Annotated in this window: 23 protein-coding genes and 1 tRNA gene; 8 read left to right on the top strand and 16 right to left on the bottom strand. The window is 69.3% G+C overall.

What is annotated here, in order from left to right; genetic code table 11:
• Positions 1-49 precede the first annotated feature (49 nt).
• Together OX958_RS34720 and OX958_RS34725 are read left to right on the top strand one after the other, a co-directional pair.
• Positions 50-679 (top strand): TetR/AcrR family transcriptional regulator, encoded by a 630-nt coding sequence (locus tag OX958_RS34720; RefSeq protein ID WP_270134635.1) that lies wholly within the window; start codon positions 50-52, stop codon positions 677-679.
• A gap of 37 nt (positions 680-716) precedes the next feature.
• Positions 717-1,871 carry an epoxide hydrolase family protein gene (locus OX958_RS34725; protein ID WP_270134636.1) on the top strand — a complete coding sequence of 385 codons (1,155 nt, stop codon included), beginning with the start codon at positions 717-719 and terminating at the stop codon, positions 1,869-1,871.
• A 57-nt stretch (positions 1,872-1,928) separates the two neighbouring features.
• Here the strand turns inward: OX958_RS34725 and OX958_RS34730 are convergent, their stop codons facing one another.
• The gene (locus OX958_RS34730; RefSeq protein ID WP_270134637.1) at positions 1,929-2,711 is read right to left on the bottom strand and encodes a methyltransferase domain-containing protein; all 783 of its coding nucleotides are present in this window, start codon (positions 2,709-2,711) and stop codon (positions 1,929-1,931) included.
• A gap of 174 nt (positions 2,712-2,885) precedes the next feature.
• Between OX958_RS34730 and OX958_RS34735 the strand changes: the two genes are divergently transcribed.
• Complete coding sequence (locus OX958_RS34735; protein WP_270134638.1) at positions 2,886-3,518, top strand: Gfo/Idh/MocA family protein; 633 nt, start codon at positions 2,886-2,888, stop codon at positions 3,516-3,518.
• Between the two features lie 36 nt (positions 3,519-3,554).
• On the opposite strand, the gene OX958_RS34740 is transcribed toward OX958_RS34735, so the two are convergent.
• Positions 3,555-5,012: an alpha/beta hydrolase gene (locus OX958_RS34740; RefSeq protein ID WP_270134639.1), complete on the bottom strand. Its 1,458-nt coding sequence runs from the start codon at positions 5,010-5,012 to the stop codon at positions 3,555-3,557.
• Positions 5,013-5,154: 142 nt separating this feature from the next.
• Between OX958_RS34740 and OX958_RS34745 the strand changes: the two genes are divergently transcribed.
• Positions 5,155-5,952, top strand: a complete 798-nt coding sequence (locus OX958_RS34745; protein ID WP_270134641.1) for a helix-turn-helix transcriptional regulator — start codon at positions 5,155-5,157, stop codon at positions 5,950-5,952.
• A 112-nt stretch (positions 5,953-6,064) separates the two neighbouring features.
• Here the strand turns inward: OX958_RS34745 and OX958_RS34750 are convergent, their stop codons facing one another.
• Positions 6,065-6,886: a hypothetical protein gene (locus OX958_RS34750; RefSeq protein WP_270134642.1), complete on the bottom strand. Its 822-nt coding sequence runs from the start codon at positions 6,884-6,886 to the stop codon at positions 6,065-6,067.
• Positions 6,883-7,401, bottom strand: a complete 519-nt coding sequence (locus OX958_RS34755) for a SigE family RNA polymerase sigma factor (RefSeq protein WP_270134644.1) — start codon at positions 7,399-7,401, stop codon at positions 6,883-6,885. Before OX958_RS34755 ends, OX958_RS34750 begins: the two co-directional genes overlap by 4 nt.
• A gap of 182 nt (positions 7,402-7,583) precedes the next feature.
• On the opposite strand from OX958_RS34755, the gene OX958_RS34760 reads away from it, so the two are divergent.
• Positions 7,584-8,792 carry a hypothetical protein gene (locus tag OX958_RS34760; protein WP_270134646.1) on the top strand — a complete coding sequence of 403 codons (1,209 nt, stop codon included), beginning with the start codon at positions 7,584-7,586 and terminating at the stop codon, positions 8,790-8,792.
• A 54-nt stretch (positions 8,793-8,846) separates the two neighbouring features.
• Here the strand turns inward: OX958_RS34760 and OX958_RS34765 are convergent, their stop codons facing one another.
• The 6 genes from OX958_RS34765 to OX958_RS34790 form a co-directional block, all read right to left on the bottom strand.
• On the bottom strand, positions 8,847-9,353 hold the full coding sequence (locus tag OX958_RS34765; RefSeq protein ID WP_270134647.1) for a hypothetical protein: 507 nt from the start codon (positions 9,351-9,353) through the stop codon (positions 8,847-8,849).
• Between the two features lie 116 nt (positions 9,354-9,469).
• Complete coding sequence (locus OX958_RS34770) at positions 9,470-9,853, bottom strand: hypothetical protein (RefSeq protein ID WP_270134648.1); 384 nt, start codon at positions 9,851-9,853, stop codon at positions 9,470-9,472.
• A complete protein-coding gene (locus OX958_RS34775; protein ID WP_270134650.1) occupies positions 9,850-10,398 on the bottom strand; it encodes a SigE family RNA polymerase sigma factor in 549 nt (182 codons plus the stop codon). Before OX958_RS34775 ends, OX958_RS34770 begins: the two co-directional genes overlap by 4 nt.
• A 104-nt stretch (positions 10,399-10,502) precedes the next feature.
• The gene (locus OX958_RS34780; RefSeq protein WP_270134651.1) at positions 10,503-11,840 is read right to left on the bottom strand and encodes a GGDEF domain-containing protein; all 1,338 of its coding nucleotides are present in this window, start codon (positions 11,838-11,840) and stop codon (positions 10,503-10,505) included.
• 217 nt (positions 11,841-12,057) lie between these two features.
• The gene (locus OX958_RS34785) at positions 12,058-13,605 is read right to left on the bottom strand and encodes a helicase HerA-like domain-containing protein (RefSeq protein ID WP_270134652.1); all 1,548 of its coding nucleotides are present in this window, start codon (positions 13,603-13,605) and stop codon (positions 12,058-12,060) included.
• Positions 13,606-13,670: 65 nt separating this feature from the next.
• Positions 13,671-14,375 carry a L,D-transpeptidase family protein gene (locus OX958_RS34790; RefSeq protein WP_270134653.1) on the bottom strand — a complete coding sequence of 235 codons (705 nt, stop codon included), beginning with the start codon at positions 14,373-14,375 and terminating at the stop codon, positions 13,671-13,673.
• Positions 14,376-14,505: 130 nt separating this feature from the next.
• On the opposite strand from OX958_RS34790, the gene OX958_RS34795 reads away from it, so the two are divergent.
• Together OX958_RS34795 and OX958_RS34800 are read left to right on the top strand one after the other, a co-directional pair.
• Entirely contained in the window at positions 14,506-14,799 is a 294-nt protein-coding gene (locus tag OX958_RS34795) for a type II toxin-antitoxin system VapB family antitoxin (RefSeq protein WP_020388608.1), read from the top strand.
• A 23-nt stretch (positions 14,800-14,822) separates the two neighbouring features.
• The gene (locus OX958_RS34800) at positions 14,823-15,386 is read left to right on the top strand and encodes a LytR C-terminal domain-containing protein (RefSeq protein WP_270134655.1); all 564 of its coding nucleotides are present in this window, start codon (positions 14,823-14,825) and stop codon (positions 15,384-15,386) included.
• Between the two features lie 64 nt (positions 15,387-15,450).
• Here OX958_RS34800 and OX958_RS34805 read toward each other — a convergent pair whose 3' ends face one another.
• From OX958_RS34805 to OX958_RS34825, 5 genes are all read right to left on the bottom strand, one after another.
• Positions 15,451-16,959: a potassium/proton antiporter gene (locus OX958_RS34805; RefSeq protein WP_270134656.1), complete on the bottom strand. Its 1,509-nt coding sequence runs from the start codon at positions 16,957-16,959 to the stop codon at positions 15,451-15,453.
• Positions 16,960-17,110: 151 nt separating this feature from the next.
• Positions 17,111-17,201 (bottom strand) — tRNA-Ser (locus tag OX958_RS34810).
• A 13-nt stretch (positions 17,202-17,214) separates the two neighbouring features.
• Complete coding sequence (tadA, locus tag OX958_RS34815) at positions 17,215-17,649, bottom strand: tRNA adenosine(34) deaminase TadA (RefSeq protein ID WP_270139200.1); 435 nt, start codon at positions 17,647-17,649, stop codon at positions 17,215-17,217.
• Between the two features lie 28 nt (positions 17,650-17,677).
• Positions 17,678-18,178 carry a tRNA adenosine deaminase-associated protein gene (locus tag OX958_RS34820; protein WP_333486470.1) on the bottom strand — a complete coding sequence of 167 codons (501 nt, stop codon included), beginning with the start codon at positions 18,176-18,178 and terminating at the stop codon, positions 17,678-17,680.
• Positions 18,179-18,235: 57 nt separating this feature from the next.
• Positions 18,236-18,406 carry a hypothetical protein gene (locus tag OX958_RS34825; protein ID WP_270134657.1) on the bottom strand — a complete coding sequence of 57 codons (171 nt, stop codon included), beginning with the start codon at positions 18,404-18,406 and terminating at the stop codon, positions 18,236-18,238.
• A 147-nt stretch (positions 18,407-18,553) separates the two neighbouring features.
• Between OX958_RS34825 and upp the strand changes: the two genes are divergently transcribed.
• Positions 18,554-19,195 carry a uracil phosphoribosyltransferase gene (gene upp / locus OX958_RS34830; protein WP_270134658.1) on the top strand — a complete coding sequence of 214 codons (642 nt, stop codon included), beginning with the start codon at positions 18,554-18,556 and terminating at the stop codon, positions 19,193-19,195.
• 72 nt (positions 19,196-19,267) lie between these two features.
• Here upp and OX958_RS34835 read toward each other — a convergent pair whose 3' ends face one another.
• A complete protein-coding gene (locus tag OX958_RS34835) occupies positions 19,268-21,808 on the bottom strand; it encodes a right-handed parallel beta-helix repeat-containing protein (RefSeq protein ID WP_270134659.1) in 2,541 nt (846 codons plus the stop codon).
• Between the last annotated feature and the right edge of the window lie 22 nt (positions 21,809-21,830).

The following is a 21,830-nucleotide window of genomic DNA, read 5'->3' on the forward strand; positions in this document are numbered from 1 at the left end:
GTAAAGCCATTCAGGACCGATCGGTCAAATACGCGGTAGGCTGAGCGGTATGGGCCGGCCGAGGAAGTTCGACGAGGAGCAGGTACTGCGAGCCGCGCGGGACGAGTTCTGGCAGAAGGGTTACGCGGCGACCTCGCTCGACGACCTGACGAGGGCCACCGGGCTCGGCAAGGGCAGCCTGTACGGCGCCTTCGGTGACAAGCACCAGTTGTTCCTCAAGGTGCTCGGCGCCTACGCGCACGAGACCTCCGACGGTGTCTGCGAAGCCGTCCAGCGAGGCGAGCGCGCCATCGTCGTACTGCGAGGCTTCTTCACCCCCGGCCCACCCGATGACGTTACCCAGCACAACGGTCCGGTCGAGGTGACCAGGGGCTGCTTCCTGGCCAACAGCACCACCGAACTGGCGGCGCGCGACCCCGAGGTCACCGGCCGCGCGCGGGCGACGTACCAGGCGGTCGAGGACTGCTTCACCAATGCGGTGGCGCGAGCAGTGGCCGAGGGCGACCTGCCCGACGACACCAACCCTCGCGAACTCGGCCGACTCCTGCTGACCATCCAGCAGGGGCTGCAGTTCCTGCTCAAGACCAACATGACCGCGGCGGCGATGCGCGAGGTCGGCCGCGCGACGGTGGACCGTTTGCTGCCGTTGTCGGCCGCCGAAAAAGAGTTCGGTAAATAGGAATCCAACGTTCCTATATGGCTTCTACGGTAAAGCCATGAACAACAACGACAGCACCTCCTCCGCAGACATTCGCCCCTTCCGCGTCGAGATCGCCCAGACCGACCTGGACGACCTGAACGAGCGTCTCGCCCGCACCCGCCTCCCCGAGCCCGCCCCCGGCGACAACTGGGACCTCGGCACCCCGAACCACTACCTCACCGACATGGTCGACCACTGGCAACACACCTTCGACTGGCGCGCCCAGGAAGCCCGGATCAACCAGTTCCCGCACTACCTCACCGACATCGACGGCCAGACCGTCCACTTCCTCCACGTCCCGTCCGCCGAACCCGACGCCACCCCACTGCTGCTGATCCACACCTACCCCGGATCCTTCATCGACTTCCTCGACATGATCGGCCCCCTCACCGACCCCGCCGCCCACGGCGGCCAGGCCTCCGAGGCCTACTCACTCGTCATCCCCTCCATCCCCGGCTTCGGCTTCAGCACCCCACTGACCGACCGCGGCTGGACCATGGCCCGCGTCGCCCGCACCTTCGACACCCTCATGCGCCGCCTCGGCTACAACACCTACGGCACCCACGGCTCCGACGCCGGCGCCATGATCTCCCGCGAACTCGGCCTCCTCAACCCTCCCGGCTTCCTAGGCCTCCACGTCCTCCAACTCTTCTCCTTCCCCTCCGGCAACCCCACCGAGTTCGAGAAATTCACCCCCGACGACTACGCCGCCCTCGAACACCTCGCCTGGTTCCAGTCCGTCGGCGGCTACAACGCCATCAACTCCACCCGACCCCAAACAGTTGCTGTCGGCATCTCCGACTCCCCTGTCGGTCAACTCGCCTGGAACGAACTGTTCAACAACTTCGGCAACGGCACCAGCCTCCTCACCCCCGACCAGATCCTCACCCAAGTCACCCTCTACTGGTTCACCAACACCTCCGCCGCGGCCGGCCGCTACCACTACGAAGAAGCCAACGCCGGCACCGAACCAGCCCTCAACACCGCCCCCACCGGCGTCGCCGTCTTCGCCGACGACTTCAAAACCATTCGCCCACTCGCCGATCGCGACAACCCCAACATCGTCCACTGGACCAACTACCCCACCGGCGGCCACTACGCCTCCCTCGAACGCCCCCAAGACGTCACCAACGACATCCGCGCCTTCTTCTCAAGCCTCCGCACCAACTGACTCCCCAACGCACAACGGCCCGCCGCGCCCACGGCGGGCTGTCGGCGTTACTTCCCGTCAAAGAGCAGAAGCGACGAAGAGATAGCGGTTGAGGCTGAAGAAGTAGCTGTCCCCGAGGTTGCGGAGATCCTCCGCCCAGGCGGTGGCTTCCTGCTCGGACACCTTCGCCCGGCCGGGAACGAACGCCTCCACGATGTCGATCAGCCCGGCGCTGTAGGTGCGCGCGTCGTAGCCGGTGTTGAGCATCGGGACCACTTGCCGGTGAGTGACGGTGAAGCCTGCCTTGTCCAGTGAGTCCCCCAGAGTGCGGGGCAGATGCGGATCCTCGAGGTGCTCCTCGAAGGCGGTCAGTACGCGACTCATCCGGCTGTCGTCAGTGGATCGCCAGACGATCGAGCCCCAGTCGGTATCCAGCAGGACCACGCGCCCGGCGGGGCGTAGTACTCGGCGGATCTCGTTGAGGGCACCCGGTACGTCGTCCAGGTACTCGAAGACCTGGGTGGAGACCACGACGTCGAAGCTGTCGGGTCCTTGCGGGATGCGCCCGGCCGCCGCATGGTGCAGTTCGATCGCCGGCCCGTTCGGCACCTTGGCTCGGGTCGCCGCGAGCGCCAGCATGCTGTCGCTGATGTCGATTCCGCAGATCCGCCCGCCCGGCCCGACCTCGGCCGCCATTTCCGCGGCCAGCAGTCCGGGCCCGACGCCGACGTCGAGGACCCGGTCTCCCGGCCGGAGCGCGAGCGCCGTCCGAACCACCCGCCGCTGCTCGATCACGTCCGGTGTCGTGTAGACCGACTCGAGCTGCCGCGACACCTCCGGATCGAACTGCAGATTACTCATCCCCGCCCTCCAGCTCTGCGCCCATGCTGCACATCATCGTCCGCGGAAGCGCTGACCGGGAGACCGGAACCACCTCTTTTCCTGCCGTGCGTGATCACCACCGATTCCGATAAGTTTCGAAAGTTTGACGGCAATTCCTGCCACTCTTAGCCTGAACGGGCTCGAAGGTTTTCGATGATGTTCAGAGGGGCGGTCGAGATGGACACGTCCTGTTTGCAGCTGCCGTTGCGGCGGGTGGCGAACGACGCTCGCTGGGGACGGGTGGTCAGCGCGGTCTGCAACACCCTGGGACTGCGGCCGGCCGAGTATCTGGCGCCCGGGACCGCCCCGGAGTACCGGCATCAGCTCGAGTTGATGCTCGGTGTGCTCGGGGAGTGGACGAGCGTGGTCGCGGTGGCCAGCCGGCGGGCCCGGCGGACGGCGATCGAGGACGTGTCGGGCGCGTTGGTGACGTTCGCGGACGGCACGATCGCCAATGTGGTCAGCAGCTCGCTGGCTCCGCGGGAGGTGAACTATCTGCGGTTCGACTTCGAGCACGCGACCGTGGAGGTCAGCGACTGCGCGGACTGGCGGCTCACCGCCGTTCCGGGGCGAGAGGCACCGGTGGCGCAGGCCTGGAGTGAGAGCCTGCAGCATGCCGAGGCCTGCGACGGCCATCGTCCGGGCCACGGCACACTCGAACTGCTCGCCGCGGTGCGGCTCTCCGCCGAGTCGGGACGTCCGGTCGACCGAAGCAGCCTGGCCACGGCCGAGAGCGCGCGGACGAGCAACTCGAGCGACCGACGAGCGAACCGGCCGTCGAGCTGATCGTCCGCGAGAGCACTGCTCTGCTGCGGGTGGAGCTCAGCGGCAGGTGGAGCGCTTCGGCGGCAGCTTGCCGTCGATCAGGTACGACGCGATCGCCGCGCGGCCACAGGCCGAGTTGAAGTACGCCGTGTGGCCGATGGCGTCGTCGGTCACCAGCAGCCGGCTGCCCCGGATCTGACGCGCGAGCCCGTAGGCGTTGCTGACCGGTGTGGACGGGTCGTGCGCGGTCGAGGTGATGAGGATCGGCGGCACACCCTTGACCGGCGTCGGCTGCCACGGATTGCTCGGCTCGACCGGCCACCCCGAACAGGCGGCCGTGATCACCCAGCCTTCGACCGCGGCTCCGACGCGAGGCGCGACCGCCTTCGCCATCGCCAGCCGGGCCTTCGCGTCGGCGTACCCCTCGAGCTCACCGGGCAGGTCCATGCAGGACACCGCGGCGTACGCCGTCTCGTAGGCGCCGAGGTAGCTCGTCTGGGCGAACAACGAGCCGTCGCCCTTGACCGCCTGCGCGATTCCCTCGGCCAGCGGCGGCCACGAATCAGCCATCAGACCGGTCTTCGGCATCAACGCCGGCAGCGTCAGCCGCATCGTGTCACCGGTGACCGGCGGATGATCCGGCACCTGCAGCGGAGTCTTGTCCGCCTTGGCGACCAGCTTGTCCCAGACCGCGCCGACGTCCTGCCCGTGCAAGGCACACGAGGCGTCCCGGTCGCACCAAGCGGCGAACCGGTTGAAGGTGTCCTCCATCGTCTTCGCCTCGTCGAGCATGAACCGGGTCGCGCCCTGCGCGTGGTCGACGATCCCGTCCAGCACCATCCGGCCGACCCGCCGCGGGAAGAGTTGCGCGTACGTCGTACCGAGGTAGGAGCCGTAGGACAGGCCGATGAAGTTGAGTTTGTCCTCCCCGAGCGCGGCCCGGATCGCGTCCAGGTCGCGGGCGGCCGTGCGGGTGTCGAGGTTGCGCATCAGCTCGCCGTGCTTGCGCAGGCAGGCCTCACCCGTGGCGCGACTCGAGGCGACCATGGCGTCGTACTGCGCCTTGTTCTTGGGGAACACCGGTACGCCGGGGCGCAGGATCGGGCCGCAGGCGAGTGCGGTGCTGCCGCCGCTTCCCCGGGGATCGAAGCTGACCAGGTCGTAGCGGTCGCGATAGTCCCCGAAGATCCGGTCGGCCAGGCCTTCGGCGAAGATCGACGCCCCGGCGCCACCGGGACCGCCGGGGTTGAACGTCAACGATCCGAGCTTGTTCACCTGGTCCTTCGCGGGCACCCGGGCGACCAGGATCTCGGTCTTGGTGCCTGCCGGCTTCGACCAGTCCAGCGGCACGGTCAACTTGCCGCACTGCTCGACGCTGCCTGGGTTGCATGCGGCCCAGTCGATGGCGGCGAGCGGCTTGGCGGGCGCCGCTGCCGCAGTACCGGGGAGCAGAGCGGTGATGGCGCCGACAGCAACCATCACCACTGGAATGCCTTGTTTCCAACGTTTTTCCATACCGCTGAACCTAGGCAGCACGCCAGCGCAGGACATCCACCGTCGGGCGGGCACCAGGGCCGACGAAAGTCGTACCGATCGGGTGCCGGTCGATGACGTCGGAGGTCATCGAGGTGACCACCTCAGCGGTTACCGTCGAGACATGAGCGTGACGATCGACGAGACGTTCCAGCGCCCGGTGGGTGAGTTGTTGCGCGGCTGGCGAGAGCGTCGCCGGCTCAGCCAGCTGGACCTGGCCAACCAGGTGGAGGTGTCCACCCGGCACGTCAGTTTCGTCGAGACCGGCCGGTCGAAACCGAGCCGCGAGATGGTACTGCGGCTGGCGGAGCACCTCGACGTACCGCTGCGGGATCGCAACCAGTTGCTGCTGGCCGGCGGTTACGCGCCGATCTACAGCGAGGCCTCACTGCATTCACCGGCAATGCTGGCGGTCCGGGAGGCGTTGCGCCGGTTGCTCAAGGCCCACGAGCCGTATCCCGCGCTGGTGGTCGACCGGTGGTGGAACATCGTCGAAGCGAACGCCGGTATCGCGTTGTTCACCGAGGGAGTCACGGCGGAGTTGCTCAAGCCACCGATCAACGCGTTGCGTCTCACCCTGCATCCCGACGGGATGGCGCCGCGGATCGGCAACCTGCCCGAGCTTCGCGCGAGTGTGCTGTCCAGCCTGCATCGCCAGCTGGCGAGCACGGCCGACCCCGAGCTCCAGGACCTGTACGACGAACTGCGTGCGTACCCCGGGGGTGAGCGGATCGAGCTCGGTACGGCGTCGGAGGTCGTCGTACCGATGAAGCTGCGTCATGGAGATCGTGAACTGTCGCTGCTCACCACGATCGCGACCTTCGGCACGCCGCTGGACGTGACGGTCTCGGAACTGATGATCGAATCGTTCTTCCCCGCCGACGAGGCAACTGCCGCTCAGCTTCGGGTGGCTTCGAGCTGAGGACCAGCCGGCTCCCATCCGGCTGGTCCTCGCTGGAGTTGCAGGGCCGGCTGATGGGAGCACCGGCGGGCAGAGGTCGATTCGCTCTACTCGCCGGTGGTCCGGGAGCGCCCTACCGGTGGAAGGAGGGGGTGCCGGTCGGCAACGGCGGATGGGTCGGCCAGGTCGGGGTGGTGGTGGGCCACGACGGCTTCGGCGGCTTGGGCAAGGTTGGCTTGGTGGGGAGCGGCGGCAGCTTGGGGAGAGTCGGCTTGCCTGGGAGCGACAGGGTTGCAGTCGGTACCGGCGGCAGGCTCGGCTTGCCCGGCAGTGTCGGCTTGGTGGTCGGTACCGGCGGGAGTGTGGGCTTGCCGGGCACGGACGGCGTTGCCGTCGGGTTCGGAACGTGCACGCAAGGCGGCAGCTCAGGCTTGCCCGGGAGAGACGGCTTGCCGGGAAGAGTCGGGTTGGCCGTTGGCTTGCCCGGCAGAGTCGGGTTCGCCGTCGGCTTACCCGGCAGCGTCGGGTTCGCCGTCGGCTTACCAGGCAGCGTCGGGTTCGCCGTCGGCTTGCCCGGCAGGGTTGGGTTGGCGGTCGGCAGCGTCGTCGGCTGCTGGACCTTGGGCGGCACCATGACCTTGGTGCTCGCCTCGACCTTCACCTGACCAGGTGTCGGCACGTTCGGCAGGCAGGTCGGGGCGGCGGACGGCGTACTGACGGGGACCGGCGCCGGTGGCTTGCCGTCTCCGGCCAGCAGGTTGCGTACGTCGGTGGGTCCCCCGACCGCGGCGGACACTGTCGCGACAGTGCCGGCGAGGGCGGTCACACCCGCCGCGGCCAGTCCTCGGCGGAACCAGGCGAGCCGACGGCCGCGACGCATCAGGTCGGCCGGGTCGGGCTGCCAGGGCTCCAGGTCGTACTCGAGCGCGCTGCGCACCCGCTGGTCGTCGGTCATGCTCTTCCTCCCACAGTGGTGTCCATCAGGTCGGGTGCCAGGCGCAGCTTGGCCAGAGCGCGCGACGCGGTGCTCTTGACGGTCCCTGGCGCCATCCCGAGCAGTTCGGCGGTCTCGGCCTCGGAGAGGTCCTGCGAGTAGCGCAACGCGACCACGGCCCGCTCCCGGACGGTCAGCCCGCCCAGCGCCGCCAGCACGGCCTCCCGGGTCTGCACCTGCGCGGCGAAGTCGGCGACCTCGCGGTGGTCCCAGTCGTTGTCGACCGGATCACTCGGTACTTCGTTGGACCAGTGCCGGCGCGAGGCGGACAGGAACCGGTTCACCAGCACCCGGCGGACGTAGCGGAGCGGGTCGGTGTCGAGCCGGTGCCACTTCGGGTAGGACCGCATCAGCGCCTGCTGGACGAGATCCTCGGCCGTGTGCCGGTCCCCGCACAACATCTCCGCGAAGCGGAGCAGCCGGGTCGACTGAGCCTGCACGAACCGTTCGAAGTCGGCGTCCGCGGAGCGGGTCATCGGTTCTCCTTCGCCTCTGTCACATCCGTCCAAACCCGGTGGGTGACCGTTTAGGTTCTGTTGTGTCACCGATTGGTCGGAAGAAATTTATTCACGAGCTATACAGACGAGCGGTTTGTTGGTCACATTGGGTGCACCGGGTGGTTCGCCCGGTGACCTTCACCGCCCCGGAGGTATCCGTCATGCGTCTCACAGCCAAGGCCCGAGCAGCGGTCTGTCTCACCGCGGCGCTCGCCATCGCTCCGCTCGCCCTCGCGGCCGGGCCCAGCTCAGCAAGCCCCACCGACCCCGTCAACGTGGCTGCCCAGCCCGTGGACGGCTCCACCAACGTCCGCGTCGACGGTCAGCGCATCGTCCTCGGCGACGCCCCCGCGTCGATCGGATCGACCGAGGTGCGGCAACGCTCCGGCATCGCCGACCTGGCGCCGATCAAGCTTCCGGCGGTCACCTCGGCCGTGGTGGTCGACTACACCGCCGGTACGCCGGACCGGTCGACGGCCGAGGTCGACGTACGGGCTCTCGTCAGGGACAGGTGGTCGGAGTGGACCCCCGCGAAGGCAGGCCGGCCGACGGCACTGCCTGCGGCGAGCGACCAGGTCCAGCTCAGGATCATTGTGGTCGCGCCACCGCAGGGTGGCAGCCCGTGGATCGGCGACCTCCGTGTTCAGGCCACGAATCAGGCGACCTCCGGCACCCCGGCGATTCAAGCCGCTCCGTTGAAGTCGCGCGTCTTCGCGACCCGCGAAGGGCTGGTCGGCGGCACGACGGCCAACGGCCACGTCATCGTCAGCCGGGACCACTTCGTCGCACTGCCGTCCCGGCGCGGGCTGGCGGCCAAGGGCTCCGGCAACTACTCGGTCAAGGTGTGCACCGCGAGCAGGTGTGCGTTCGAACCGGTCTGGGACGTCGGACCGTGGAACACCAAGGACGACTACTGGAACCCGAGCGCCACCCGGGAGATGTGGAAGGACCTTCCGCAGGGCCGGCCGGAGGCGCAGGCGGCGTACCAGAACGGCTACAACGGCGGGAAGGATCAGTTCGGCCGGAAGGTCGCGAACCCGGCCGGGATCGACCTCGCGGACGGGGTCTTCTGGGACGCGCTGAAGCTCACGGACAACGCGTGGGTGGACGCGACGTACCTGTGGACCGGTGACGGTGGCCGAGGGACGGTGGCGCTCACATCGGGCTACCTGAACATCCGCAACTCGGCCAGCTCCAGCGGCGCGGTCGTCGGGATGGCGGGTAAGTCGGCTCAGGTGACGGTGGAGTGCCAGACCACCGGGCAGAGCGTCACGGGATCGCAGGGCACGACCAACGTCTGGCTGCGGGTGCATGCGGGAATGTACGTGTCGAAGGCGTGGATCGCCGCGGGGAGCTTCGGCTCCTGCTGAGTGAGATCGAGGGGCCGTCCGTCGTGGATGGCCCCTCATCTCAGGAGTCGCGAGTCACTTGCCCGGCGACGGAACCGGCGTCGGAGCCACCGCTGTGGACGGCTGGCTCGGCGTCGCCCGCGGCGGCTCGGGGCTTGCGCTCGGCGTCGGCCGGGGCGCCTTGCTCGGCGTCGCGTGAGACTGCCCAGGGCTCACGCTCGGGGTCGCCCGCGGCGGCTCGGGGCTAGCGCTCGGCGTCGCCTCCGTTGGCACGGGCGTTGCGCTTGCCGTCACCTCCGGCGGCACGGGACTCACGCTCGGCGTGCCGTGCGACTGCTCGGGGCTCGCGCTCGGCGTCGCGTTCGACGGCACGGCAGCCGGTGACGGCGCCGGGGTCGGCGCATAGACCGAAGGCGTGCCTCCCACCGGCGCCGGGGTCGGCGCGTCAGTCGGCACTGGCGTCGGCGTACTGGCCGGCGGCTTGCCACGGTCGGAAGCAGCCGCGGCGGCGACTGTGCCGCCCGCGAGCGCCACAACCACCAGTCCGGCCACGACCAGCCGCTTGATCACAGTCTTCGTCATTGTTGCCCTCCGCAAGAGTTTCTCTCTGTCGGGCTCAAGGACGCGAGTCACCTCCGGAAAGGTTCTGCCGGACCGGAAACTCGTCGAGATCAAGAAATGTTTGCTTCTAGCAACAATCAGTTGGCTGCCGACGGGGTCGGCGCGGACGTCGGAGTGCCGGGAGTGGGCACCGGAGCAAACGGCGTACTGACCGAGGGGGTGGCCGTCGGCGGCGACGGGGAAGGTGTGCCCAGCGGCGGCGGACTCGCAGTAGCAGGAGTGCTCGGCGTCGGCGTACTGATCGAAGGCGCGACCGGCTGCTCGATCACCGGACTGTCACCCTGCGGCATCCCGGCGACCACCCCCACCGCAACCACAGCCAGTACTGCGCCCGCGGACGCGCCGACGGCCACCAGGCCGCGCCGCCGTCGCCGGTGCGCGCCGGCGATCACCTTCGCGGGGTCCAGCGGCGCGATGCCGTCCCCTGGCCGCAGCGCCTCCCGGAGGTCTTGGTCGTTCATGACTGCTCTCCCGCGTAGCTGCCGGCCAACTCGGGCGCGACTCGCAGCTTCTTGAGGGCCCGGGCGTTCGCACTCTTCACTGTTCCGACCGCGATCCCGAGGGTCGCCGCGGTCTGCGACTCGGTGAGGTCTTCGACGTACCGCAGTACCACCACCGCCCGTTCCCTCCTGCTCAGCGCCGCCAGCGCTTCGGCGATCGCGAGGCGGCGTTCCACCCCGGAACTCGGATCCTCGGCGTACTGCAACGGCAGCGAGTACCCGAGTTGCTCATCCATCTCGGCCGCGCCCCCACTCGGCCGCTCCCGCCACAACCGGCGCCGGACCCAGGACAGATGCTGGTTGACGACGGCCTGCCGGACATAGGCGAACGGATCGCCCAGCTCGATCCGGTCCCACCGTAGGTACGCCTTCTCGAGCGCCGTCTGGACCAGGTCCTCGGCCAACGCCGCATCCCCGCACAACATCCGCGCCAGATGGACCAGCCGCCCCGATCTGGCCAGCACGAAAGCCGTGAAGTCCTCGTCACGACCCTCCACCCGCTGCACCCGCTCTCCCGTCCTCACCCCCAAAGACGCCGGTCACCCGCAAAAGGTTCTGCCGTCCGCAGATCTTTCTTCTCCTGGGCGTCCGGTCGCTGCACTCGACGAAGTCAGCGGTGCTGGAGGTCCGCCGGGGTCGGGCGCGGCAGACCGGGCTTGGGCAGCGTGCTGGAGCGACGGGAGTCGGGGTGGAGATCCGCGGCCAGACGAACTCTGTCCCGGCCGGCGGCCTTGGCGGCGTACATCGCCCGGTCGGCGCGGAGCAGCAGCGCATCGACTGTGGTGCCGTCGGTGGGATAAACCGCCACTCCGATCGAGACGGTCAAGCGGAAGGTGTCAGGGTCCAGGTCGGGGTCGTCGAGCACGCCGGCGCACATCGCGGCCAGCGGACTGGCGGCGATGGCTGAGCGGAGACGGTCGGCGGTGACTGTGGCGTCGTCCAGCCCGGTCCCGGGCAGGGTGATGACGAACTCCTCGCCGCCGAACCGGCCGATCACGTCCTTGGTCCGGATCGCGGAGCGAAGAACGGTCGCGACCGCGCGCAGCGCCTCGTCGCCGACCAGGTGACCGTGCCGGTCGTTGACCTGCTTGAAGTGGTCGATGTCGATCAGCAGCACCGCCATCGGCTCATGCTGACCGCGGGACGCGCGGAGCAGTTCCTCGGTGCGCCGGCGCCACCAGTCGACCCGCGCGAGGCTCGTCTTCGGATCGGTCTGCGCCTCGGTCTCCAACTGGCCGAGCAGCAGCGCGCGCTGGGCGGTCAGCGTGATCGGGACCGCCACGAACGCGAACCACGGGCTGATCAGCGTCGCCGCCGCCAGCAGACACCCGAGTGTGCCCGCGGTCGCGTCGACGCAGAGATCGTCCTTGTCCCCGATCGTGTCCTGCCGGCTGCTGCCCGGCACGATCAACGAGATCGCCAGGCCGCAGAGCAGGGTGTCGGCGGCCAGGTAGGCGAGCGCGCCACCGGCCATCGAGACGACCAGGCCGAGGTCGCCCCCGCCGGTCAGCTCCAGGGCCGACCGGTAGACAGCATGCGCGGCTCCGACCGCGAGCACGCAGACGGCAGTGGAGAACGCCCAGCGATAGGGGATGCACCGGCCGGCCCGGAGCCGCCACCAGATCCGCAGCAGCACCACGACCAGGATCGCCAGGGCCGGATGCAGCACGAGCGCGGCCGCGATCATCCACGCCGGCGCGAGATCCTTGTGCAGCGCGCCACCCCGCCGTCGCCGGCTCTCGACCCGGCGCGCGCCCTCGACCGAGATCAGCGCCGACGCCGTCAGCGCGAGGACGACGTCGAGCCCCTGCCACGACGGCAGCTCCGCGAACGCCCGGGTGCCGTAGGCGATCGCTGCCAGCACCACGAGCACGACCAGCCCGAGCGCTGGGACCGACAGCGTCCACACCGCCCAGGACCGCACCGCTCGCCTACTCTGCGCAACCATTACCTCTCACGGTACGACGTGTGAGGGTTCGGTCCCAATCCGCGACGGCGCGCTGTGGATAACCACTTGGAAACGAAAACTGCCGGCCTTGGCATCAGTCGTTTGATCAAGGATCAATGATCGCCGTACGCACCGTGACTGTTCCATCAGCGTCGAATACGAAACGCCGGCAACTGCCGATCTCGTGGCGGATCGGAGCTGCCGGCGTGGCGGTGGATCAGCGCTTGCGGCGGGCGGCGCCGAAGAGGCCCCGGATGATCTCGCGGCCGGCGGTGCGGGCGAACTGCTTGAAGGCCGACGAGCCGACGACCTGCTCGACCATCGACTTCTCCGCCTTCGGGGCCCGCGGAGCCGGGGCCGCCTTCGGCTGCGGGGCCGGCTTGTTCTGAGCCTCCGCCTCGGCCTGCTCAGCGCCCGCCTGGACCCGCGCGGCGAGCTTCTCGTACGCCGATTCGCGGTCGATCACCGCCGTGTACTTCGCGTTGCCCGCCGACCCCTGCACCGCGGCCGTCAGCTGCTCGGCGGAAGCCGGTGCCATCAGTGACTGCGGAGCGCGCAACCGGGTCCACGCGACCGGGGTCGGGGCACCCTTCTCGTTCATCACGGTCACGATCGCCTCGCCGATGCCGAGCTGGGTCAGCACCTCGCCCAGGTCGTACGACGAGTTCGGGAAGGTCGACACGGTCGCCTTCAGCGCCTTCGCGTCGTTCGGGGTGTGCGCGCGCAGCTGGTGCTGCACCCGCGACCCGAGCTGCGCCAGTACGTCGTCCGGCACGTCCTTCGGGGTCTGGGTGACGAAGAAGACGCCGACCCCCTTCGACCGGATCAGCCGGACGGTCTGCGCGATCGAGGCGAGGAACGCCTTCGAGGCGTCGGCGAACAGCAGGTGGGCCTCGTCGAAGAAGAACACCAGCTTCGGCTTCTCCACGTCGCCCACCTCGGGCAGGTCGTGGAACAGGTCGGCCAGCAGCCACATCAGGAAGGTGGAGAACAGCGCCGGCCGGTCCTGCAGGTTCGGCAGCTCGAGCAGCGAGATGACGCCCTGGCCGTCCCGCTGCTGCAGCAGGTCGGCGGTGTCGAACTCCGGCTCACCGAAGAACGCCTCGGCGCCCTGGTCGGAGAACCCGATCAGCGCCCGCAGGATGACGCCCGCGGTCGCCGCGGACAGCCCGCCGAGCTCCTTCAGGTCACCCTTGCCCTCGTCGCTGGTCAGGTGCGAGATGACCGCCCGCAGGTCCTTGATGTCCAGCAGGGTCAGCCCCTGCTTGTCGGCGTAGTGGAAGATCAGGCCGAGCGAGGACTCCTGGACGTCGTTCAGGCCGAGAACCTTGGACAGCAGCACCGGTCCGAACGACGTGATCGTCGCCCGGATCGGTACGCCGGTGCCCTGCCCGCCGAGCGCGTAGAACTCGGTCGGGAACCCCGTCCCGGCCCACTCCTGGCCGATCGTCTTCGTCCGCGCCAGCAGCTTCTCGCTCGACTGCCCCGGCTGCGAGATACCGGACAGGTCACCCTTGATGTCGGCGGCGAAGACCGCGACCCCGGCGGCCGACAACTGCTCGGCCATCAACTGCAGGGTCTTGGTCTTGCCCGTACCGGTGGCCCCCGCGACCAGCCCGTGCCGGTTCACCATCGAGAGCGGGATCCGGACCGCCGCCTCCGGGTTCGGAGTACCGTCCACCAGGAGCGCGCCCAGCTCGATCGCCGGTCCCTCGAACGCGTACCCCTGCTTGACGGTCTCCACGACGTCGGCTGTCTCGGCCATCTCAACGTGCCTCTCGAACGAACGAAGGGACTTCTCCCCGTGCGTTCGAGATGCTAGTGCTCGGATCAGCGGATGACGACGACCCTGACGGAAGTCGCGGTGAAGGACCAGATCGTGGCCGACATCGCGGCGGAGACCCGGATGCAGCCGTGCGACACCTTCGAGTTGGTGCCGAGCAGCCAGTCGGCGTGGATCTGGGCGCCGGTGCGCTTGTACGTCGGGATCTGGTGGAAGCCGATCCCGCACGGCGCGAACCGGACGAAGTTGTTCAGGTAGAGGCTGGCGCCGTCGGTGTTCTTCCTGATCCGGGCCGTCCGCCCGCACTTGACGCCGGTCGTGTAGGTCCCCGGCTTCAGGTACCTCGGGTTGTCGATCATCCCGCCCTGCCGGACCACCTTGCCCTTGGCGTCGACGAGCCAGACCCAGTTCTGCCCCTGGCTGATCACGATCCGGCGGCCGGCGCCGGTGCCGGCCGGTACGGCGCGGACGTCGCAGCGCTTCGCCGTCGAGGCCAGCAGCCGCGCGTACGTCGTACTGTTCAGCGCGCCGGTCTGGCTCAGCTTGTTGGCCGACTGGAACCGGACGGTCGCCGCCTGGGTCATCGCGCCGATCTTGCCGTCCACCGGCCCGGGCGTGCAGCCGAGCTTGGTCAGCCGGGTCTGCGCCGCCTTGTTCTGGGTGACGGTCAGCGCCTCGGCCGGGATCGTGGTTCCGGCGACCGCCACGGCGAGCGTGGCCAGGCCGGCACCTAATCGGGTCAGAGTCCTCATTTTTTCCCCCTCCTGAGTCCTTGTTCCCATGAGACGCCCAACTGCCCGCAAAGGTTGTGCCTCCGGCGTGTTTTTTCCGGTGACGTTGCCGACCTCTCGCGGACCCCCGACGAACGCTAGACTCCGGGGGGTGATCTTCAAGCGCGTCGGCGAGGAACGGCCTTACCCGGACCACGGGTACAAGCCGAAGGACTGGTCCGTGCTGCCACCGAGGCAGGTGCGGCTCGACCAGCTCGTGACGACCAAGGGCACTCTGGACCTGAACGCGCTGCTCGACGAGGACTCGACCTTCTACGGTGACCTGTTCGCCCACGTGGTCGAGTTCAAGGGCGAGATGTACTTGGAGGACGGTCTGCACCGCGCCCTGCGCGCGGCCCTGCAGCAGCGTCTGGTTCTGCACGCCCGGGTCCTGGTCGTGGATTAAGAGATGAGTCGGGGGACTGTCAGATGAGCGCACTCCAGGAGCAGCCGCGGCCGCACTCGCGGATCCACTGGCGGACGCCCATCACGATGGTGGTGCTGCTGTCCGTGCTGGTCGGCGGCGCCTGGTGGGGCTGGGAGTCGCTGACCCGCAGCAACGCCGGGCCGAGCTGTGTCGAGGCCAAGATGGCCAACGACCGGCTGACCCCGAAGCAGGTCTCGGTGAACGTCTACAACGGCGGCGCCAAGGCCGGTACGGCGGCAGCGGTGGCGAAGGTGCTGGCGAAGTACGGGTTCCACGTCAGCAAGATCGCGAACGAGCCCAACGGCAACAAGGTGACCGGGATCGAGCTGCGCGGCACGACCGCCAACGGGCCCGAGATGAACCTGGTGGCCGGTCAGGTCAAGGGCAGGCCGAAGGCTGTCGCCGACGCCCGCGCGGACCACTCCGTCGACCTCGTCATCGGCTCCGGCTACCCGGGACTGCGGGAGAAGCCGCTGCAGTCGATCGCTCTGCCGAAGGACACCACCCTCTGTCTCCCCAGTATCAAGCCGACGCAGCCGATCCCCTCCGGCCAGAACCCGAACTGAGTCTCCGCTGCACGCCGGCCTGTGACCAGCACTGGCGGCCGTCACCGGGCGAGCAGGCGACGGTCTAGTGCTGTTCGCGGCCGCGTTCGCCGAACCAGCCGGCCAGGCGACCGGCCCGGCTGACCGCGCGCAGCCGACGGACCGTCTGGTCCCGCAGGGCGGTCGGCGCGACGACCAGTACGGCGTCGCCGGCGCGCAGTACGGACCGGCGCTCGGGGACGAAGGCCTGCTGGTCCCGGATCACCAGCGACACCGACACCCCCGGCGGCAGTCGCAGCTCGCCGATCTCGACCCCCGCCAGCCGGGACTCGCTCGGGATCAGCACCTGCAGCATGTCCGCGCCCAGCGTCTCCAGTGGCGCGACGTCGATGTCGACCTCGTGCGCCGCGTTGTCGTCCAGCACGCCCAGCCGCTTGGCCAGCCACGGCAGTGACGGGCCCTGCAGCAGCGTGAAGAGCAGCACGAGCACGAAGACCACGTCGAAGACCCGATCGGCCTGTGGTACCTGGTTCGCGAGCGGGATCGTCGCCAGCACGATCGGTACCGCGCCGCGCAGTCCGGCCCAGGCGATGAACGTCTGTTCCCGCCACGGGATCCGGAACCACGAGACCGAGATCGTGACGGCCGCGAACCGCCCGACCACGGTGACCGCGATCCCGATCACCAGCGCGAGCAGGACGTCGTTCAGCGCGATCCGGCCCGGCGAGGCGAGCAGGCCGAGCATCACGAACAGCCCGATCTGGGCCAGCCAGGCGAACCCGTCGACGAACGACCGGGTCGCGATCCGGTGCGGCAGCTCCGCGCGGCCGAGGATCAGGCTGGTCACGTAGACGGCGGCGAACCCGGAGACGTGCAGCAGCACCGCACCACCGGCGTACGAGACGAAGCAGAGGGAGACGATCGCCAGCGGGTACAGACCGGCGGAGCCGAGCGCGACCCGGCGGAGCAGACCGACGGCCGCCCAGCCGACCACGAACCCGAACAGGGCGCCGACCACGAGCTCGTAAACGACGAGGCCGGCGAAGTACGGCAGACCGTGCTCCTTGAGGCCGCCAGTGCTCACCAGAGTCACCAGGAGGACCGTCGGGGCGTCGTTGAGGCCTGACTCGGCCTCGAGCATCCCCCGGAGCCGCGGACGGACGGGAACGCGGCGCAGTACGGAGAAGACCGCGGCAGCGTCCGTCGGCGACGTGACGGCGCCCAGCAGGATCGAGATCTGCCAGTCCAGGCCGAGCACGAAGTGCGCCACACAGGCGACCACACCGACACTGATGGCGACTCCGAGGGTCGCCAGCACGACCCCGATCGGCATCACCGGCCGGACCTCGTTCCACCGGGTGGTCAGACCACCCTCGATCAGGATGACCACCAGCGCCGCGAACCCGAGCGCATGCGCCAGCCCGGCGTCCTCGAACTGGATCCCGGCGCCGGACTCCCCCAGCACCAGCCCCATCGCGAGGTAGATCAGCAGCGACGGCAGGCCGAGCCGCCCGGACAAGCGGACAGCGATGATCGCCACCAGCAGCACAGCGGCGCCGGCCAGCAGGATCCGGTCGAGTTGTGAAACGTCCACAGCGGCCCTCTCGGGTCGGGGACTGCAGCTTAGTGGAGCTATGCCTCCGGCAACGAATTGCGCAGGTTTGCCGGACCGGCGGAGAAAAGCGAAGACCCTGACGCATCACACAGCATCAGGGTCTTCGGCGTAACTACTACCCGGAGGTAGTTGGCGGTGGCGGAGGGATTTGAACCCTCGGAAGGGGGGTACCCTTCACGCGCTTTCGAGGCGCGCTCCTTCGGCCGCTCGGACACGCCACCGCCGGAGAGGCTATCAAGACCGATGCCGATTGAAGAAATCGCGGAGCCGCGCGCCGGCTTCGTCGGCCATCACGCCGCCGATCACCTCGGGCCGGTGATTGAGTCTGCGGTCCCGTACGACGTCCCACAGCGAGCCCACCGCGCCCGCCTTCTCGTCGTACGCCGCGAAGACCAGCCGGTCCAGCCGGGACAGCACGATGGCCCCCGCGCACATCGTGCAGGGCTCCAGCGTGACCACCAGGGTGCAGCCGGTGAGCCGCCACTCGCCGACGTGCTCGGCCGCCCGCCGGATGGCGAGCACCTCGGCGTGCGCGGTCGGATCGCCGGTCAGTTCGCGCTCGTTGTGGCCGCGCCCGATCACCTGGGCGTCGGCGTCGAGCACGATCGCCCCGATCGGTACGTCGGCGCTCACGTGCGCCTTCTCGGCTTCTTCCAGCGCCACCGCCATCAGCCGGGCGTAGGCGCGGTGCGCGGGATCAGCCAATGGCTTCGATCGCCTCGTGGAACTGGTTGCCGAAACCCAGCACGTCGGCGATCTCCTCGAGCATCTCCTCGGGGTACAGGTCGACGTCGTCGATCAGCGCGCCGAGATCCATCGCGCTCATCCCCAGGTCGGACAGGATGGCCAGATCGCCGGCCGGCACCTGCTCGTCGTCGTCGTCGGCCAGCGGGATGTCCAGCTCGTCGACGACCTGCTTGGCCAGCGGCCACTCGGTCGCGGCGGTGACGTCGGAGATCAGCAGCCTGGCCCGGCCGCCGACCACCCGGAGCAGGATGAAGAAGTCCTCGTCGACCGAGATCATCCCGACCACGCCCTGGTCGCCGGGGTAGCGGCGCAGCGCGGAGACGAGCGCGGACAGGTCGGGTTCGCCGCGGAGCGCCAGCGCGGCGACCTGCCAGTCCCCGTCCTCGGTGTAGGCGGCGAGCGCGAAGTCGAGTTCGTCGGTGGTCATCGGCCCAGCGGTGGGATCGGACACCTCTGCATGGTCGCAGACTCCCGCCGCAACTGCTGCCTTTTCGGCTGTTCGTCCCGGTCAGTGGTGGAAGGTGGCCCGGCGCATCGCGGCGCGGATCTGCCGCACCCGGGTCCGGCGGGGCGCGACCCGGGCGCGCAGAGCACGGGCTTCCTCCAGATCGCGGAGGAAGGCGGCGCGGCGGCGGAGGCGGTCGAGTTGTTCGGGCGACTTACCGGTGTTCTCGGGCACGGGCGGGCACCGTCCTCGTCGGTTCGGCTCTACCGTTGCTTGAGGGCACCCCGGGGCGGGGGCCGGCTGACCTAAATCGACTGCGCTTCCCATCGTAGAAGCGCGCGCGGTTTCCGGTAGCGAATCGCCGACGGTAGCGTTCGGCGCATGCAGATCCTCGTCGTTGACCACCCGCTCGTCGCCCACAAGCTCACCACGCTGCGGGACGAGCGGACGGATTCGCCGACTTTCCGGCGGCTGACCGAGGAACTCGTCACGCTGCTCGCCTACGAAGCCACCCGCGACGTCCGCACCGGCCCGATCACCGTCACCACGCCGGTGGCCGAGGCGGAGGGGATCAAGCTGACCTCCCCCAAGCCGCTGGTGGTGCCGATCCTGCGGGCCGGTCTGGGCATGCTCGAGGGGATGACCCGGCTGCTGCCGACCGCCGAGGTCGGCTTTCTCGGGATGATCCGCAACGAGGAGACCCTGAGCGCCTCGACGTACGCCGAACGCCTGCCGGAGGACCTGCACGGTCGGCAGTGCTACGTGCTCGACCCGATGCTGGCCACCGGCGGGACGCTGGCGGCGGCGATCCAGTTCCTGGTGGACCGCGGCGCCGACCACATCACCGCGATCTGCATCCTGGCCGCGCCGGAGGGCGTCGAGCGGATCGAGCGCGAGCTCGCCGACCTGGACATCCCCTGCACGCTGGTGATCGCCGGGATGGACTCACACCTGAACGAGAAGGGCTACATCGTGCCGGGCCTGGGCGACGCGGGAGACCGCCTGTACGGCGTCGCGCAGTAAAGAAGAAGTGGTGGTTGGAGGAGTGGCCTGGGCGACGCGGGAGACCGCCTGTACGGCGTCGCACAGTAGCCGTCAGGAGTTCGCGGCGTAGTCGATCGGCAGGTCGTCGGCTTCCAGGCAGACGAGTTGCTCCGGCGTCGGCGCGGTCATGGTGGCCAGCCGGTACGCCTGCCGCTCGGTCATCTGCTGGAAGATCTGCCGGGCCGACCGGCCGTTGCCGAAGCCCTCACCGCGCGGCAGCACCTGGAACATCTCCGACAGCGCCTTGCGGGCGTCCACCGACAGCTCGTACTGGTGCTCGCCCGCGTGGTACTCGAAGATGTCGACCAGCTCGGCCGGCGTGTAGTCGTCGAACAGCAGCGTCCGGGTGAACCGCGACGACAGTCCCGGGTTGGACCCGATGAACCGGCCCATGTCGTTGACGTAACCGGCCACGATCACCACCAGGTCCTCGCGGTGGTCCTCCATCATCTTGACCAGCGTCGCGATCGCCTCGGCGCCGAAGTCGTTGCCGATCCCGACCGGCGCCAGCGAGTACGCCTCGTCGATGAACAGCACCCCGCCGAGCGCCTGGTTGACCGCGGCCTGCGTCTTGGGACCGGTGTGGCCGACGTACTCGCCGACCAGGGCGGTCCGGTCCACCTCGACCAGATGGCCCTTGCGGAGCAGCCCGAGGGCCTTCAGCACCCGGCCGTAGAGCCGCGCGACGGTGGTCTTGCCCGTTCCGGGGTTGCCGGCGAAGACCAGGTGGCGGCTCAGCGGCGGCGCCGGCAGACCGGCCTCCTGCCGCATCCGGACGGCCTGCATCAGGTTCACCATCGACTGGACGTCCCGCTTGACCCGTCCGAGCCCGATCTGCTCCTCGAGCTCGGCCAGCACGTCCTCGAGGTTCTCGTCCTCGGGCGGCATGCTCTCGTCCAGCGTGCCCGCCGGCCCGGCCGTCGCCGGCGGCGCACCTCCCGCGCCTGCCGCAGCAGCAGCGGGCGTCGCGGGAGCCATCGGAGAGCCGTCGACGGTGCAGTCCTCGAACACCGGCTTGGCCCCGTCGTCCTGACCGACAGCGCCGTCACAGTCGCGGATCCGCACGTGCCGCAGTACCGGCGTGCAGTCCTTGCTCAGGTGCAGAGCCGGGTACTTCGTACCGACCACGTCGCAGTCGGTGTACGTCCCCGCGGCCTTCTCTGCCAGGTAGATCCCGTTCTTGGCGACTCCGGTGACCCGCAGACCGGTCACGGTCGGAGCGACGCCGGACCAGACGACCAGACCGGTCCCCTCGCACCTCTCGATCGTGCTGCCGGTGATCTCGGCGCTCGCCCCGGTGCCGACGACGATCCCGGCCGCCTTCGTCTTACTGACCCGTACCGCGTCCAGCCGGACGAAGCCGGAGCCGGACAGTTCGACCCCGGTCCCGGACGTCCCGGCCACCGAGCACGCCTCCAGGCTGGTCGCGGTCGTCGTCTCCAGGTGGACACCGATCGTCCCACCGGTGATCCGGCAGTCCTCGGCCTTGATCGTCGCCTCGTCCACCACCGACAGCGCGGTCAGACCGATGTCGGTGATCCCGCAGGCCTCCAGCTCGACCCCGGAGGCTCCGGTCGCGTGGATGCCGTGCTCGGCGCCACCCCGGACCAGGCAGTCGACCAGCCGCACGGACGCCGTACCGGTCAGGTGCAGGGCGCTGTACTTCGAGCGGTCGACCCGGCAGTCGGTCAGCGTCGCCTGGGCCCCGTCCGAGATCAGCAGGCCGTTGGCGCCCGAGTCGGAGACGGCACAGCCCTTCGCGGTCAGCTGTGCCTGGTCCTGGACCACCAGACCGCTCGCCTGGGTGTCACGCAACCGGCAGTCGACCAGCTCGACCCGGGCCGAGCCGGCAGCGTGGACAGCCGCAGCACCGGCCTTGTCGATCGTCAGCTCCGTCAGTACGCCGGAGGAGCCGTCCTCGAGCAGCAGACCTGCCATGCCCGTCTGACGCAGTACGGAGTCGGTGAGCTTGATCCGGCTGTCGCCACGGAGCCGGAAGCCGTAGCCGACGGTGTCGGTCATCCGGAGCCGGTTGGCCTCCAGGTAAGCGCCGCCGGACAGTACGACGCCGATGCCGTCGATCTTCTCGATCGTGGAGTCCTCGACCTGTGCCCGGACCCGGCCGGACAGGTGCATCGCGGCCAGCCGCCCGCTGCCAAGCTTCGAACGCCGGACCAGCACCGAGGTCACGCCGTACCCGCTCAGGTCGGAGCCCTGGCCGGCTTCGTTGCCTCGGGCATGGATCCGGCTGCCGCTGACGACGCAGTCCTCGATCAGCAGTCCGGCGCCACCGGAGATGCCGATCGCCGGGGTGTCGGATTCGTCGGCCGCCCGGACCAGGAGACCGCGCAGCGCGCACTCCAGCCCCTCGACCACGATCGTCGGCCGGCCGCTGCCCTTGACGCCGACCAGCTCGACGCTGCCCTGGCCCTGCTCGGCGACGATCACCACCGAGCGGTCCAGTACGAGCTGCTCCTGGTAGGAGCCGGCCGAGACCACGACGGCGTCGCCGGGGCTCGCGGCCTTCACCGCGTCGGCGATCCGCCGGAACGTTCCGCGTCCGCCCTTCGGGGCGACGTACCTCGTCGTCACTGGCTCTCCATCAGTTCGTTCC

It is taken from the genome of Kribbella sp. CA-293567, from assembly GCF_027627575.1.
Taxonomy (GTDB): domain Bacteria; phylum Actinomycetota; class Actinomycetes; order Propionibacteriales; family Kribbellaceae; genus Kribbella.

What these genes read in the sequence shown, in the direction of transcription:
- OX958_RS34725 (WP_270134636.1), top strand. Translation starts at nt 717, where the DNA reads ATGAACAACAACGACAGCACCTCCTCCGCAGACATTCGCCCCTTCCGC.
- OX958_RS34765 (WP_270134647.1), bottom strand. Translation starts at nt 9,353, where the DNA reads ATGACGAAGACTGTGATCAAGCGGCTGGTCGTGGCCGGACTGGTGGTT.
- OX958_RS34770 (WP_270134648.1), bottom strand. Translation starts at nt 9,853, where the DNA reads ATGAACGACCAAGACCTCCGGGAGGCGCTGCGGCCAGGGGACGGCATC.
- OX958_RS34720 (WP_270134635.1), top strand. Translation starts at nt 50, where the DNA reads ATGGGCCGGCCGAGGAAGTTCGACGAGGAGCAGGTACTGCGAGCCGCG.
- OX958_RS34755 (WP_270134644.1), bottom strand. Translation starts at nt 7,401, where the DNA reads ATGACCCGCTCCGCGGACGCCGACTTCGAACGGTTCGTGCAGGCTCAG.
- OX958_RS34750 (WP_270134642.1), bottom strand. Translation starts at nt 6,886, where the DNA reads ATGACCGACGACCAGCGGGTGCGCAGCGCGCTCGAGTACGACCTGGAG.
- OX958_RS34785 (WP_270134652.1), bottom strand. Translation starts at nt 13,605, where the DNA reads ATGGCCGAGACAGCCGACGTCGTGGAGACCGTCAAGCAGGGGTACGCG.
- OX958_RS34745 (WP_270134641.1), top strand. Translation starts at nt 5,155, where the DNA reads ATGAGCGTGACGATCGACGAGACGTTCCAGCGCCCGGTGGGTGAGTTG.
- OX958_RS34800 (WP_270134655.1), top strand. Translation starts at nt 14,823, where the DNA reads ATGAGCGCACTCCAGGAGCAGCCGCGGCCGCACTCGCGGATCCACTGG.
- upp (WP_270134658.1), top strand. Translation starts at nt 18,554, where the DNA reads ATGCAGATCCTCGTCGTTGACCACCCGCTCGTCGCCCACAAGCTCACC.
- OX958_RS34780 (WP_270134651.1), bottom strand. Translation starts at nt 11,840, where the DNA reads ATGGTTGCGCAGAGTAGGCGAGCGGTGCGGTCCTGGGCGGTGTGGACG.
- OX958_RS34735 (WP_270134638.1), top strand. Translation starts at nt 2,886, where the DNA reads ATGATGTTCAGAGGGGCGGTCGAGATGGACACGTCCTGTTTGCAGCTG.
- OX958_RS34740 (WP_270134639.1), bottom strand. Translation starts at nt 5,012, where the DNA reads ATGGAAAAACGTTGGAAACAAGGCATTCCAGTGGTGATGGTTGCTGTC.
- OX958_RS34760 (WP_270134646.1), top strand. Translation starts at nt 7,584, where the DNA reads ATGCGTCTCACAGCCAAGGCCCGAGCAGCGGTCTGTCTCACCGCGGCG.
- tadA (WP_270139200.1), bottom strand. Translation starts at nt 17,649, where the DNA reads ATGGCGGTGGCGCTGGAAGAAGCCGAGAAGGCGCACGTGAGCGCCGAC.
- OX958_RS34790 (WP_270134653.1), bottom strand. Translation starts at nt 14,375, where the DNA reads ATGAGGACTCTGACCCGATTAGGTGCCGGCCTGGCCACGCTCGCCGTG.
- OX958_RS34730 (WP_270134637.1), bottom strand. Translation starts at nt 2,711, where the DNA reads ATGAGTAATCTGCAGTTCGATCCGGAGGTGTCGCGGCAGCTCGAGTCG.